The organism is Frankia sp. AiPs1, assembly GCF_023716945.1.
Classification (GTDB): Bacteria; Actinomycetota; Actinomycetes; order Frankiales; family Frankiaceae; genus Frankia.
On sequence record NZ_JAMQQF010000117.1, the window covers coordinates 1 to 14,189 of the forward strand.

The 14,189-nt window shown below is 73.4% G+C and carries 9 protein-coding genes; 6 read left to right on the forward strand and 3 right to left on the reverse strand.

Features of this window, described 5'->3' with window-relative positions:
• Positions 1-778, reverse strand: a 778-nt coding sequence (locus tag ND748_RS13245) for an SAM-dependent methyltransferase (RefSeq protein WP_251746102.1), incomplete at its 3' end; no start/stop codon positions are given.
• Positions 779-1,128: 350 nt separating this feature from the next.
• On the opposite strand from ND748_RS13245, the gene ND748_RS13250 reads away from it, so the two are divergent.
• Positions 1,129-2,217, forward strand: coding sequence for a 6-phosphofructokinase (locus tag ND748_RS13250; protein ID WP_251746103.1), 1,089 nt, complete (start codon positions 1,129-1,131; stop codon positions 2,215-2,217).
• Between the two features lie 126 nt (positions 2,218-2,343).
• Positions 2,344-2,982, forward strand: coding sequence for a TetR family transcriptional regulator (locus ND748_RS13255; protein WP_251746104.1), 639 nt, complete (start codon positions 2,344-2,346; stop codon positions 2,980-2,982).
• Here ND748_RS13255 and ND748_RS13260 read toward each other — a convergent pair.
• Positions 2,950-4,131: an epoxide hydrolase family protein gene (locus ND748_RS13260; RefSeq protein ID WP_251746105.1), complete on the reverse strand. Its 1,182-nt coding sequence runs from the start codon at positions 4,129-4,131 to the stop codon at positions 2,950-2,952. The two genes, ND748_RS13255 and ND748_RS13260, sit on opposite strands and share 33 nt — an antisense overlap.
• Positions 4,132-4,610: 479 nt before the next feature.
• Here ND748_RS13260 and ND748_RS13265 point away from each other — a divergent pair, with 479 nt between their 5' ends.
• The 4 genes from ND748_RS13265 (at position 4,611) to ND748_RS13280 (ending at position 8,665) form a co-directional block, all read left to right on the forward strand.
• Positions 4,611-5,762, forward strand: coding sequence for a phosphotransferase family protein (locus ND748_RS13265; protein WP_251746106.1), 1,152 nt, complete (start codon positions 4,611-4,613; stop codon positions 5,760-5,762).
• Between the two features lie 233 nt (positions 5,763-5,995).
• The gene (locus ND748_RS13270) at positions 5,996-7,060 is read left to right on the forward strand and encodes a nonspecific lipid-transfer protein (protein WP_285902047.1); all 1,065 of its coding nucleotides are present in this window, start codon (positions 5,996-5,998) and stop codon (positions 7,058-7,060) included.
• The gene (locus tag ND748_RS13275) at positions 7,057-7,518 is read left to right on the forward strand and encodes an OB-fold domain-containing protein (RefSeq protein WP_251746108.1); all 462 of its coding nucleotides are present in this window, start codon (positions 7,057-7,059) and stop codon (positions 7,516-7,518) included. The genes ND748_RS13270 and ND748_RS13275 overlap by 4 nt, the downstream gene beginning before the upstream one ends.
• Before the next feature lie 76 nt (positions 7,519-7,594).
• Positions 7,595-8,665, forward strand: coding sequence for a hypothetical protein (locus tag ND748_RS13280; RefSeq protein WP_251746109.1), 1,071 nt, complete (start codon positions 7,595-7,597; stop codon positions 8,663-8,665).
• Between the two features lie 54 nt (positions 8,666-8,719).
• On the opposite strand, the gene ND748_RS13285 is transcribed toward ND748_RS13280, so the two are convergent.
• Positions 8,720-14,189, reverse strand: a 5,470-nt coding sequence (locus ND748_RS13285) for a hypothetical protein (protein WP_251746110.1), incomplete at its 5' end; no start/stop codon positions are given.

The window sequence follows — 14,189 nt, forward strand, 5'->3', positions numbered from 1 at the left end:
CCCCCCCCCCCCCCCCCCCCCCCCCCCCCCCCCCCCCCCCCCCCCCCCCCCCCCCCCCCCGCCCCCCCCCCCCCCCCACGGTGATCCCCTGCTTGTCGTAGGCGACGGCGAGGTCCTGCGTGGCCGGGTCGTAGTCGGCGGTGCCGTTGGTGAGGATCAGGTAACTGCCGGACGGCAGCGCGTCCACGAGACTGCGGATGATCCCGTGCGGATCGTCCGAGTCCGGGACGAAGTGGAAGACCGCGATCATCGACAGGGCGATTGGCCGGCTCAGATCGAGGGTCTCGCGCAGCTCGGGGGCCGCCAGGATGGCCTGCGGGTCGTGGAGATCGGCGTCGAGGTAGGCGGTCCGGCCCTGCGGGGTGCTGGCCAGCAGCGCACGGGCGTGGGCCAGGACGATCGGATCGTTGTCCGTGTAGACGACCCGCGCCCGTGGGCTGACGGCCTGGGCGATCTCGTGCACGTTCGGGCTGGTGGGGATGCCGGTACCGATGTCGAGGAACTGCCGGATTCCGGCCTCGCCGGCGAGGTGGCGGATCGCCCGGACCATGAACGCGCGGTTCTGCCGGGCCGCGAGGGAGGCGTTCGGGAACGCGGCGCTCGCCTGTTCCGCGGCGGCCCGGTCGGCGGGGAAGTTGTCCTTACCACCGAGGAAGTAGTCGTAGATGCGGGCCGTATGCGGCTTGTCCGTCTTCAGATCGATCGACGGATGTTCCTCGGCCAGGGATCTCCACCACGGTCCGACCTCGGTCTCCCCGCCACCCGCGTCCGGTTCCATCGTCACCACCCCAGCTTCCCCATATCGGGACGATCCTCGCCAATCACCCTAGCCTCCGCGAGGGCCGCCCGGGCCGGCGCGACCGGCGGCAAGCACCCGTCATGGTGTCATCCCGGCGTGTGATCACCATCCCCGCAACCAGCACGGAAGTGCCACCGGAGCGCGACGGCGGGTCAGTCGGATCGGCCGGCACGCCGGCCGACCTCACCACGGGTCCCGGGTCCCACCCGAGCCGAATCTGACAGTCTCATGCCAGAGTTCAGCGGACTCCACGGCGTTGAACGGATAGCGTGCGCACGCGTGGCCCCCGTACCTCCGCCGGCGCCCCGCACCTTCACCGGAGGCTTTCGATGAGCACCCTGCGCGGCGAGCCGCGCGTCACCGATCTGTCCGCTGATCCGTCCGCCGATCCGCCCGCCGATCTGTCCGCCGATCTGTCCGCCGGCCTGCCGCCCGAGCGCGAGCAGGTCGTCGCGTCCTGCCCGCCCGTGCCGGCCTGGACCGAGAACCTCCTGTTCACCCCCTACGACCCGACCCACAACATCGGCATGTGGCTGCATCTGGGCACCGTGGCCGACGCCTGGGAGCTGTGGGAGGATCGCGCGCTCGTCACGTTGCCGGACGACGAGGGCGTCCTGTCGATGTGGGCCTACCACCGCACCGATCCGGCCCGCCGTCCGGCCGGCGCCAACCTGCGCTTCGTCTGCCTGGAGCCGTTCCGGCGCTGGCGGATCACCTTCGACGGTTTCTGTCTGCGCACGCCGCAGGAGAGCATGCGCACTGGCCTCGTCCACGACGGCGAGAAGGTGCGCCTGCAGCTCGACCTGGAGGTCGAGTGCGCGACGCCGGTGTGGGATGCGCACACCGCGGCCGAGGCGGCGACCGGCCGCGGCGGCATGGACCAGCAGCAGTGGGCGAAGGAGCACTACGAGCAGCTCTACCGGGCCCGCGGCACGGTGCGGTGGGGCCGGCGTGAGGTCGCCTTCGACGGCACCGGCTGGCGCGACCACTCCCGCGGCCCCCGCGGGGACGACTCGGTCAACGGCTGGGGCGGGCACGTCATCGCCGGCTGCCTGTTCCCGGGCAGCGGCCGCGCCTTCGGGCTGTCCCGCTACTGGTCGACCGATGGGACGGTGACGCTGGAGGGCGGCTACGTGGTCGAGGCCGGCGTGCTGAGGCACGTCCGGGTCGTCGACGTGCCCCGGCTCGACGCACTGGTCGCCGCCGGGGAGGTGCTGCCCTTCGGCCTCGCCTGGCCGGATCGGCGCCTCGAGCTGACCGCGACCACCCGGACCGGGCTGTGGACCACGTTCGCCGGCGGCCTTCCCTACGGCGTCGCCTCCCCCGGCCGCGCGTACGCTGTCAACTGGGCAACCTGCGACTGGGATGGCGACGTGGGCCACGTCTACGTCGAGCGTTCCGACCTGCGGGCCGGCTAGCCCGGCCGCTTCGCGCAGCCGCCAGGCCGAGGCGGGCCGGCCCGACGCCCGCCTGGCGGCAGCTCGTCCGCCTGGCGGCAGGTCGTCCGTACGGTCGAAGGTCGTCGGAGACGAGGGGGACGCCCGGTGGACGGCACGCCGGTGCGCGGCAGCGCGCAACCGGTGCGCGCCCGCCCCGCGGCCTGGTCCGAGCACAAGGCCCGGGTTCGGCAGGCGCTCGTCGACGCCGCGCTGGAACTGTTCGCCGAGCAGGGCTACGAGTCCACCTCCACCGAGCAGGTCGCCGCGCGTGCCGGCGTCTCCCCCCGCACCTTCTTTCGCTACTTCGCGACGAAGGAGTCCGTGCTCTTCTTCGGCGAGGACGACTACATCCGTTCCTTCGTCGGCGTGTACCTGGCCCAGCCGGAGTCGCTGAGCGAGTTCCAGGCGATGCGGGCGGCCTTCGTCACGCTCGCGCCCGGCATAGCCCGCCTGCGGGAACGGATCAGGCTCTACCACGTCGCCGTCGCCTCGTCGTTCCTGCTGCGCGGCCAGGAACACGACAACCAGCAGGGCAACCTGGCGCTCGTCGCCCGGGCGGTCGCCACCCGGCGCGGCCTCGCGCAGCCCGACGAAAGCTGCGAGCTGCTGGCCGCGATCGGGATCCTGGCCGAACAGCGCGCGATGCAGCGTTGGCTGCAGGGCGCGCCGTCGCGCAGCCTCGGGTCCTACGTCACCGCCGAGTTCGCGACGCTAGCCGATCTCATGGGCCCCGTCGCGCAATGAGCGGAAGAACGCCCGGACGTCCCCGGCGAACAGCTCCGGCTGCTCCAGCGCCGCGAAGTGGCCGCCGCGCGGCAGTTCGTTCCAGTACCGCAGGTCGTAGTGCGCCTCGACGCAGCGCCGGGGCGGCGTCACGATCTCCCGCGGGAAGACCGCGACCCCGGTCGGCACGGTGACCGGCCGGTCCGGCGGGCCGAACAGGCCGGCCCGCATCGACTCGCGGTAGAGGCGCACCGACGAGCCGATCGTGCCGGTGACCCAGTAGGTGGTGATGTTGGTGAGCAGATCGTCGCGGCTGATCGCCTTCTCCACGTCACCGTCGCAGTCGCTCCACGCCCGGAACTTCTCGACGATCCAGCCGGCGAGGCCCGCGGGCGAGTCGGCCAGGCCGTGGGCGAGCGTCTGCGGTTTGGTGCCCTGGATGGCCTGATAGCCGGTCTCGGTCTCGGTGAACCGCGCGACCCGCTCCAGTGCGGCGAGCTCGGGGGCGCTCAGCGCCGCCATGGTGGCCTCGTCGGGCGGCGGCGCCAGGACCAGGTTGAGGTGGATGGCCAGCAGCCGGTCCGGATGGTGCGCGCCGAGCAGGCTGGCGGCGATCCCACCCCAGTCGCCGCCCTGGGCGGCGAAGCGCCGGTAGCCCAAGCGGGCCATCAGCTCGACGAGGGCGTCGGCCACCCGACGGATGTGCCAGCCGTCCTCCCGGGTCGGCCCGGACCAGCCGTATCCCGGCAGGGACGGGCAGACGACGTGGAACGCCTCCGTGGGGTCGCCGCCGTGGGCGGGCGGGTCCACCAACCGGTCGATGACGTCGAGGAACTCGATGACCGATCCGGGCCAGCCATGGATGAGCAGCAGCGGCACGGCGCCGGGATGCGGCGACCGGGCGTGAATGGCGTGGATCGGCGTCCCGTCGATGGTGCTGAGAACATGCGGCCACTGGTTGATCCGGGCCTCGGCGGCCCGCCAGTCGAAACCGTCCGCCCAGTATTCGCAGAGGTCCCGCAGGTAGGCCAGGTCGGTGCCGTGTTCCCACCCCGTTCCGGGAATCTGATCGGTCCAGCGAGTACGCCGCAACCGGTCGCGCAGATCGTCGAGAACGGCCTGATCCGTGCGAACCATGAACGGCTGCGGCGAGAAATCTGGCTGCGGCATCGCGGCGCACCTCCTGTTTCCCGAATGCGGCCCGGGAGGAACCCCATGGCCGGCCGTGAAGTCGAGCCAGGTCGCCGCTCCTCGTCGACCAGTTCATGACATCAGACTGCCATCTCTGACGACCGGGCCGGACCGGGATGACCAGACTATGGATGATCGCACCGAATCGCGCAAGATGTGGCGGTGACCAACTCCGGTCGAGGTCGTCGGCCGGGTAAGCCGAGCCCGATCGCCCCGCCGATCGAGCATTGACTCTGACAGTCAACTGCCATACATTCCGTCGGCATCATCGCCGGCCGTCGGGTCCGCCGCGATCCCGCCGCCCGCCGGTCGGCGCAGGTGATGACCGTTCCCGCGACCAGTCGAACGGCGGACGTTCCGCATCCGGCGGCACATCCGCGGGTGCCAGTGGCTCCTTTGTGGTGCTCGGCGAGAAATCCCGCCGGGCACATATTCGTCCCCACCGCGAGGAGGACACGTTGCCGGAGGTAACGAACGCCAGCTACATCGAATCCGGGCTGCCGACCCGGGACCGTCAACGCGATCCGGAAAAGACGCGGCAGGCACTCCAGTCCTGGTTTTCCGCGGTCCTGCCGCACCGGTCCGATCTGCGCGTCACCGAGGTGACGCTGCCCGGGACCGCCGGGGTGGCCAACGAGACGCTGCTGTGCGAGACGAGCTGGACCGAGGCGGGGGTGGCCCGCTCGGCGGGCTACGTCGTGCGGGTCAACTCCCCCGACTTCCTCTACAAGGACGCCGACCTCACCGTCCACGCCGAGATGTACCGGGTACTGGGCCGCGAGCCGGGCATCCCGGTCCCCGCGGTCGTGGGCATCGAGACGGACACCGGCCTGCTTGGCGAGGCGTTCTTCGTGATGGAACGCGTCGACGGTCGGGTGCCCGGGGACACCCCGCCCTTCCACACCACCGGCTGGGTGCACGACCTGCCCCCGGGCGATCGCGCCGTGCTGTGGCACAACGCGGTCGAGGTGATGGCCCGGCTGCACCAGGTCGATCCGGCGAAGGTGGCGTTCCTCGACCGTCCGCACCTCGGTCCCGACGGCCTGCGCCAGGATCTGGCGCACTGGTTCGACGTCGCGGCCTGGGTGGCGCGGGGACGCACCGATCCGGTGATCACCAGGGCCGAGCGGTGGCTGCGCACGCATGTCCCGCCCACCCACGTCACCGCCCTGGCCTGGGGCGACTCGCGGCTGCCGAACCTGATGTTCCGCGGGCTCGACGTGGCGGCGGTCTTCGACTGGGACATGGTGTGCCTCGCCGGTGCCGAATCGGACCTCGCCTGGTGGACGGTCATGGACTACAGCAGCACGGAGTCGGTGGGCGTCGAGCGATTACCGGGCATCGGCAGCCCGGTGCAGACCGTGCGCCGGTGGCAGGAACTCGTCGGCCGCGACGCCGAGCACCTGGACTTCCACCTCGTCTACGCGTCCTACCGGCTGGCCGTGATCCTTTGGCGGCTGGGCGACCTGTACGGGGCGACGGGTGCGATGGCGCCGGCGACGATCGAGGAGTTGCGCATCAACAACATCGGGCAGCAGTACCTCGTCCAGCTCCTCGATCTTCCGCATCCGCACCCGGTCACCATGACCTGGCCGGGCCTGGAGATCTGAGCCCGGCGGGTCGGCACCAGGGCTGGACCCCGTCGGCGCGCGCGGCTACGCTTCTGGCAGTTCAGTGTCAGAAACTCGCCATTGGGTGGCGGCGTCGATTCGGGGGGGTCGGCGTCGCCTCGGGACGTGGGAACGGGGCGGGAGGCGCAGTGAGTCATGCGTTGGCGGGCGCGGCCGTCGTCGGGATCGGCCGGTCGCCGTTCGTGCGCTCCTCGGGGCGCACCACGCTGTCGATGGCCGCGCAGGCCGCGCGGGAGGCGCTCGCGGACTGCGGGCTGACCGCCGCGGACGTCGACGGCTTCACCTGCTACTCGACCGGCGACAGCGCCGGCCCGAGCCAGGTCGCCCACGCCATCGGGGTTGACGACCTCGGGTGGAGCCTGAGCGTCCTGGGCGGCGGCAACATCGTCACCTCGACCGTGGCGGGGGCCGCCGCGGCGGTGCTGTCCGGCCAGGCGGAGGTGGTCGTCGTCTACCGGGTGCTCGGCTCGCAGACCCGGTACGGCCGGGCGCTGGAACGGGTCGAGGTCGACGGCGAGGGGCAGTTCGCGGGGCCGCACGGCTACCTCGTGCCGCCCCAGTGGTTCGCGATGTACTGCCGTCGTCACCAGTACGAGTACGGCTCGACCGCGGCCGACCTGGGCGCCATCGCGGTGCAGGAACGCGACCACGCGGTGCGCAACCCGCACGCGGTGGCCCGCTCCCCCATCACCCTCGACGACTACCTGAACAGCCGGTGGATCAGCGAGCCGTTCCGGCTGTTCGACTGCTGTTACGAGATCGACGGCGCGGTGGCCATCGTGGTGACCAGCGCCGAGCGGGCCGCGGACCTGCCGCATCGTCCCGTCCACCTGCTCGGCGCGGCCGACAGCAACCGCTTCGGCGGCTCGGTCGACCAGTGGGACGACCTGAGCTGCATGTACTCCCGGGACACCGCGCCCCGGCTGTGGTCGCGCACCGGGCTGCGCCCGGCCGACATCGACGTCGCCTGCATGTACGACTGCTTCACGTTCACCGTGATGGCGACCTTCGAGGACTTCGGGTTCTGTGCCAAGGGCGAGGTGGGCGACTACTTCCGCGCCGGACGGGCCACCTACGGCGGCGACGTCGTCGTCAACCCGCACGGCGGGCTGCTGTCCGAGGGCTACATCCACGGTCTGAACCACCATTACGAGGCGGTCCTGCAGCTGCGCGGGGACGCCGGGGACCGGCAGGTGAGCGGCGCCGAGACCGCGCTGGTCACCTCCGGGGCCGGCCCCTTCGGCGGCGCCCTCGTCTACGGAACGGCGGCACTGTGACCACGACACACGGGGAGCGCCCGGCCGTGGCGGCCGATCCGCTCAGCCTCCCGCCGCAGCCGGTACCGGACGCGGTGACCGCGCCCTTCTGGGCGGCGCTGGCCGAGGGCCGACTGGCGATGTGCCGGTGCGGGCAGTGCGGGCTGTGGCTGCAACCACCGCTCGAACGCTGCCGGCGGTGCGCCGGGCCGACCCGGTTCGTCGACGTCGCCGGCACCGGCACCGTCTACTCGTTCATCGTCCAGCACCGGGCGACCGTGCCCGGCTACCTCGACGACCTGCCCTACGTGGTGGCCCTCGTCGAACTCGACGAGCAGGCAGGTCTGCGCCTGCCAGCCCGGATCGTCGGTGTCGACCCGGCGGCGGTGCACTGCGGGCTGCGGGTGCGGGCGGAGTTCGCCGACCTGCCCGGCGGCGAATTCACCGTCGCCGTCTTCCGGCCCGTGGACAGCCGCTGACCGCGCGCGGCCTGATTCATCGCCACTGTTCCGGCCCCGGACCGCAGGAATGTCCGCCCAGGCTAGGCTGAGCGATATGGCGGGGGGATTGTGGACGCGCATAAAAAACGGATTCGCCGCGGACGCCGAGCATGTGACAACGTGTTTTCTGCCGGCGCCCGGGTCGGCGCCGATCTGGCCGGCGCAGGGATATCTGCGGCTGTGGCTCGCCGAGGGTTTCCTCGCTAGGGCGCGGACCTGGGGAAACGACCGTTTCCCGGTGCTGCATGCCGGCGCTTCGCTGACGTTCGGCGCCGGCGCGCCGGTCGCGTTCACGACGTTCTCGCGGCCGGCGGCCGCCTGGGCGGTGCCCGGCGACCAGTTCGATTTCCCCATCACCCCGCTGCTGCCCTTCAACGGCGGCACCGTGGAAATCGAGGCGGCGGTCTACCAGGCGGCCCAGACCGGTCCGCTGGGCACGGCCGCCTCGCTCGTCGCCGGGTTCGCCGAGCTGCTCGGGCCGCCGCTGGCCACTGCGGCGTCGGTGGCGAACGCCATCTCCACCGGCCTGGACTCGCTGATCGACGCGTCCGGCGACGAACCGGTCCTCGGCGTCCACTACGCGATGATCAGCCCCGGTGGCGGCGGCCAGCCGGTGCAGGCCGGCCACCTCGTCGTCGTGAACGCCCCGCCAGGCTCGCTGCCCGGCGAACTCACGATCGGCGCCGACGGCCGCCTCGCCGTCCGCGGCGACCCGGATGCTGCCGGCGGCGGCGCGCACAGTGCCGGGGATCGGCGGCTGACCGGGTTCGACTACCTGGTCGTGCGGGTAGAGACCCGCACCGAGCACGACATCTGGCTCTCGCCGACGATGACGGCACTGATCAGCCAGGCTCGGCTGGCGCGAGCACACGGGCGGGCGGCGGCCTTCGCCGACTACCGCGCCGAGGCCGTCACCCTGGCCTGGACCTCCGCCGACTACGTCGAGTCCGACCGCCCGCGGATCGCCGCCGCGATCGCCGCCGCCCTGGCCGCCGGCCCCGAGCAGGCCGCTTTCGCCGACGGCGACCCGGACGCCACCGTCGCCGACGAGGTGATCGCCCTGCTGCCCGCCCGCGACGACCCCGCGCTCGCCGGCCTCACCCTCGCCGATTTGCTCGCGCCCTGACGTCGGCGACCATCGCCGTCGGGGCATGTCCCGCCCGAGTGGACGGAGGTGCCGTCAGGGCAGCAGCAGGAGCACATCGTCACCGGGACGGAGATCGCCACGGGAACGGTGATCGACCGTCATGGTGGCATCCACGGGGGCCGGCCCGTCGTCGGAAGCGGCCTCGTAGATCAGGTCCTTGACCCGACGGGCGGCGTAGACCGGGGCCAGCAGCCGTCCGGCCCGGCCGAGCTCGCCCCGCATCGCGAGATCGAAGGTCTCGCGCACCACCGCACCGGCCGCGGCCGCGAGCTCGTCGGGCAGGGGCGGAATCACCAGCACCGCCGGGGCACCCGCGTCGAGTGCGGCGATGGCCAGGTCGATGAAGCCCGCCCGATCCTCACCCAGGGGCGCCGCCGCGCCGTCCATCGGGTCGGCCTGCAGCACGGCGAGGTGGACGTCGCCGACGTCGAGGTCCTCGATCCCCAGCAGGTCCTCCTCCGCGGCGGTCGAGGAGGATGGAGAGGATGGGGAGGACCCGTCGTCGCTGACCCGTAACCGCATCCCCGACATGGTGCGCACGGGAGTCCCGATCGCCTGTGCGATGACGGCCGAGCCAGCCAGGCCGTCGTCGGACCGCAGGTGACGCGGACCACGGAAGGTACCTGCCGGCCCCGAGCCGGCAGGCTGGTGGCCGACCGACTGGAAGCCTCTGGACCCGAAGCGCGCGAAGACAATCGTGCGGGCGGACTGCGGTGGTGCGCTCGCGGCGAGCCGCCGTTCCCAGTCCTCGCCCCGCGCCTCGTCCTCGACCAGGAGCGGGATCAGCCGCAGGCGCCGGCGCTCCCAGGCACGCCAGCGGCACCGGCGTACGAACGTCGCCCTCTGCCCTTCCAGCCGCCGCTGCCCGTCGAGCCGCCCCTGCCCGTCCAGCCGCCACAGCAGCCGGGCGGGCAGGACCCGGTCGATGAGGGGCCACGGCCGGTCCGCCCACAACGACCAGCTTTGGACTGGTTCCGTGGTGACGACCGGCCGTACCAGGCGCGGGGGCAGGGCAATAACTCTGTACCGGCCGTCCCGGACCCGGATCGGCAGGCCGACCCGCAGGCGGAGGCGGTCCGGTGGGACGGAGGCGGCGTTGCGACGCCCGGCTCCAGGCGATCTGCCACGCCCGGGGAACAGCGTCGCCAGCACCTTCTGGAGGCTGCCGGCGGCCCAGGTGGCCAACGTCGCCACCGACGCCAGTACGAGCAGGATGCCGGGGATCAGCAGGGCGGGCAGCGCCACGCCCCCGTCCCCGTCCCCGTCCCACCAGGAGGTGCCCTCGCCCGTCCTGACCACGCGCCCGGACCGCGAGAACACGACGATCAGTCCAGCCACGACCACAACCAGCAGTACCGCCGCGACCGCCCCCACCACGATGCGCGTCCCGCGCCGGGGACGGCCGCTCATCATGGCCGGTCCGGACGTCCGTCGCGCCATCGCCGACACGTGGCCGGGATCGTCGTCCCGGTCGATGAGGACGGCAGCAGCGAACCCGCCAAGCAGCAGATCGATCCAGGGGGGCGGCGGCACGACGGCCACGGACAGTTCGGGCGGCGGGGACGGCAGAGTCGTGTCCGCCGGGCCGTCTGCCGGGCTGTGCTCCCGCCGGGCCGACCCCGGACTCGACCCGGCCCGCACCAGCTCGAAGCGAGCGAGCCAGCCCGGCCAGGCGACCAGTCGCGGCGGGGCGGTCCGGGGGGCGGTCCGTGGGGCGGTCCGTGGGGCGGTCCGTGGGGCAGTCGCCTGCCCGGCGAGCTGGCGCAGGCGGGCGCCGAGCACCGCGGCGGCCTGGGCACCGAACTCGTCGCCGGCGTCCCGTAGCCGATCCGCCACGGAACGCGGCTCGAGATCGGACGGACGGTCCAGCAGGGCGGCGGCGTGCGCGGGCAGCCGCGGGGCGAGGACCTCGGCGACCGCCATCGCCGCGCGGGCTCCGGTCAGCGGCGCCAGCGCGGACATCGCCCGGGCGACCAGGTCGCCGACAGCGGGCGGCTGGAGAATGCCCCGGGGGAAGGGCGGGCCCTGCGAGTCCCGGACCAGCGCGGCACCACGCAGCCGCGACTGCGGGTCGGTGAGGCGATCAAGAACCCAGGGTTCGGCGGTCAACCCACCCGCGCCCAGACCCAGCGTCGCCCACTCGAGGCGATCCACGACGCCCGTCCCCTCGGGCGGGCCCGGTTCGTCGGCCGACGGCGGAGCAGGCAGGACGACGGGCGGATTCGACCGCACCCGGCGGGTCAGCGACTCGTGGTCCTGGCAGCGCCACCAGGCATGCCAGGTACCCGCCTGCGCGGGACTGTCCGGCCGCTGCCCGTTGACCATGGCCAGCACCAGCCACGCCTCGGCCCGCACCGGTACGGAGCCCGCCCGCGCGAGCTGGCGGATCGACGGGCTGAACTCGGTGGTCCGGTAGCGCCGGCACAGCGCCAGCAAGGCCAGCTCGCACTGCTCGACGGCGGCAAGGTCGCCACCGTCCGCCCTCGTCGCCTCGCGGTAGCCGGCGATGATCTCGGCGGCCCGGTGCGGCTCGTCGAGGAGTGCCCAGGCGTCGGCGACCTCGACCGCGAGCGGGCGGATCTGACGGTGCAGCCAGCTTGTCGGATGCCGCCCGGACACAAAGTCGAGATGGTCGTCGAAGCGTTCCAGCGTGGTGCGGGGGATCACGTGATGGTCGAGGTTGAGGTGGACGGCCGCGGCGACGCGCCGCTCGGCGTCGATGTCGCCGCTGCGCCCGAGGATCTCGTCCAGCCAGCCTGCGGACAGTCCGGGCGGCTCGACCGGTGAAACGTCGCTGGCGCGCAGCAGCAGCACGGCGAGATGGGCGCGGTCGACCAGCCCGGGGGGCGCCACCCAGTCGGCCCACTGCCGGGCGCCCGCCGGCTCGAACCGCCCGATCGCCGCGAGCAGTCCGGCTGGCGACACGCCCGCCGCAGCAGGAAGGCGTAAAGCCAGGATGTTCTCGACGAGTTCGGTGGCCAGCACGACCCCCGGATCGTCCGCGCCCAGCGCGCCGCGCGCGCTGCTGAGCAGATCGCCGAACTCCCGTCGGATGTCCTGCCTCGACGCAAGGAGGCGGCCCGATCGATCCCTGAAGATGCCCGTCCCGGACCCCACCGAGGCCCGAACGGAGCCCGCCAGCACCCCGCGCCCGGTATGCAGAACGTCGGGCCGAACGAGGCTGACGCCGAGCCGGTCCCCGGTTCTGGCCGGTCCGGCATCGGGCAGTGCGCCCTCCGCGAGGGACTCCGCGGCTGCGAGCAGCGAACCGGCCGGCACGGCGTCGAGGGCAGCCGGGGCATCGAGGGCGAACCCGGCGAGCGACTCGCGGGAATCCGTGGGTCGGGTCGGCCAGGGATCGGCCGTCCCGAGACGGAACGGCAGGGGATCCGGCGGTCCGGGTGGCTCCACCATGCGCCCATACGCCTCGGCCGCAACCGAGATCGGGGACGCTGTCGTCGCCGCGTCCGCGCCGAACGGCGCGAACACGAGCCCGCCGGAGGCGAGTAGACCGAGCACAGCCCTCGCGTGCAGAACGCCGCCCTGCTCGGCGAGGGGGTGGCGGGGCGCGTGGTCGAGCACCCCGGCCCACAGGGTCTGGGCTTCGGTCCGGTGCCCGGTATGGATGCGCGCCGCGGCCTGGGTGGCGAGGATCGCCGCCAGGATCGTCGGGTTCGACGCACGCAGATCCGGGTCGGACGGCCGGAGCGGGTCGGAGGGGCGGAGCGGGTCGGAGGGGCGGAGCGGGTCGGAGGGGCGGAGCGGGTCGGAGGGGCGCGGCGCCGGAGAAGGCGCCGGGGAGGGTGTGGGGCCATCGGCGCGCTTGAGTTCGACGGCGGCGGCGCGCACGCAGACCTGGGCGGCCCAGCCCCATTCGCCGGATGCGACGATCCGTTCCTCCAGGTCGGCCCAGAAGGTGGCGGCGTCCGCGACCGGCAGCAGCCGCACCGCGGTCTCGACGGCCTCGGCGGTGACCGCCGCCAGCGGGCCGGCGGTGACGAGTGCGGCCGCGTCCCGGCCGAGCCAGACCCGGTCCAGCGGGTACCGCTCGGGCTCGGCGGCGGCTGCGACGGCGCCGCGGATGCGGTCCCGAAGGTGCTCGTCGACCTCGATGACCAGCGGTTCGCCCCGGGAGCCCAGCGCGCGGACATGGGTCCACTCCTGGGCGGCGAGACCGTCGAACGCGGCCTGCGGGTCGAGACCGGCCCGGCGCAGCGCGGGGCTGATCATGCCGAGGTCGAACCGGCCGAGCTCGGCTGCGATGGCGAGGGCGCCGCGGGCGTTGTCGTCGGCGAGGCGGGCGATGATGCGCCGTTCCACCAGCGGGTCGCCGGCGGCGCGGAGCACGGCCGGGTCGAGGTCGGGCTCGCGGACGATCCACTCCCGGTAGGCGGCCAGCTCGAACGGGTTGTAGCGGACCTCACCCGCCGGTGTGGGCGGCATACGAGCCCGTTCCAGCAGCGCGGTGCGCAACGCGCCGCCGCGCCGGCGCCCCAGGTGACCGGGCAGGACCGCCGCCCGAGAGGAGTGAAGATCCGTGTCGTCGACGAGGCCGGCGTCCAGTACGGAGCGCGGTGCGTCGAGGTAGCGGTGGGCCTCGGCGGCGGTGAAACCGGCGACCGGGACCACCCGGACGTACGTGCGCGCCAGCAGGACGGGCCCGCCGGCGCGTTGTTTCCTGTCCGACGACGGAACGAGCGGACGGCGTCCGGCAAGGACGACCCGGACGCCCGGGAGCTCGGCGTGCAGCCGTTCCAGCAGGTCGAACGTGCGGTCGATGGCCGGGGCCGCGGTGCCCGGGGCATACAGCTTGGCGAGTTCCTCGCAGGTGTCGAGCACGAGGACGACGCGCGGGCGGCCCAGTTCCCGCAGCACCCGGGCGAACGCGCGCACGACGTCGTCGAGCAGGCCCCGGATCGTCTGCGCGGCGGCAGCCCGCAGCGCGCCCGCGGTCGACCGGACCGGGCCGTGGTCCGGATAGACCGCCGAGCCGTAGACCTGCTCGGGCGGCCCGGACTCAGGACCCGCGCGGCCGAGCTGCTCATGCAGGGTGTTCGCCGCGTCGCGCAAGCGCCGGTACGAGTAGTACCAGCCGCGGCTGGCCCCGTAGCCGGCGAGCTCGTCGGCAAGGGCGAGCAGCACCTCGGCGGGCCGGTGCTCGGGGTAACGGGGATCGAGATGGTCGAAGTCGACGCGCGCCACCGGGAAGGGCGCGAGGTCCCGCGCGGCCGCGAACGTGCCCGAGGCGAGGTAGCGCAGCACCATCGTCTTGCCGATGCCGCCCGCGCCGAGCAGGTGCACCGCCCAGGGCATGCCCGGCCCGTCCTCGGCGAGCAGCTCACCGAGTGCGTCCTCGACCTCCGCCCGGTTCTGGTAGTCGCGCAGATACTCGGCGTCCTGGGCATCGCGGTGGGCCCGGTCGAGCCGCCAGCCGGCCCGGCGGGCCGCCTCGGCGAGCGTGCCGCCGCAGACCGCGCCGATCGTCCGCGCCGCGGCCACGAGC

Bases quoted from the DNA above. Each gene is read 5' to 3' on its own strand.
- ND748_RS13270 (WP_285902047.1), top strand. From the start codon at position 5,996: ATGGCCGCGCAGGCCGCGCGGGAGGCGCTCGCGGACTGCGGGCTGACC.
- ND748_RS13260 (WP_251746105.1), bottom strand. From the start codon at position 4,131: ATGCCGCAGCCAGATTTCTCGCCGCAGCCGTTCATGGTTCGCACGGAT.
- ND748_RS13250 (WP_251746103.1), top strand. From the start codon at position 1,129: ATGAGCACCCTGCGCGGCGAGCCGCGCGTCACCGATCTGTCCGCTGAT.
- ND748_RS13280 (WP_251746109.1), top strand. From the start codon at position 7,595: ATGGCGGGGGGATTGTGGACGCGCATAAAAAACGGATTCGCCGCGGAC.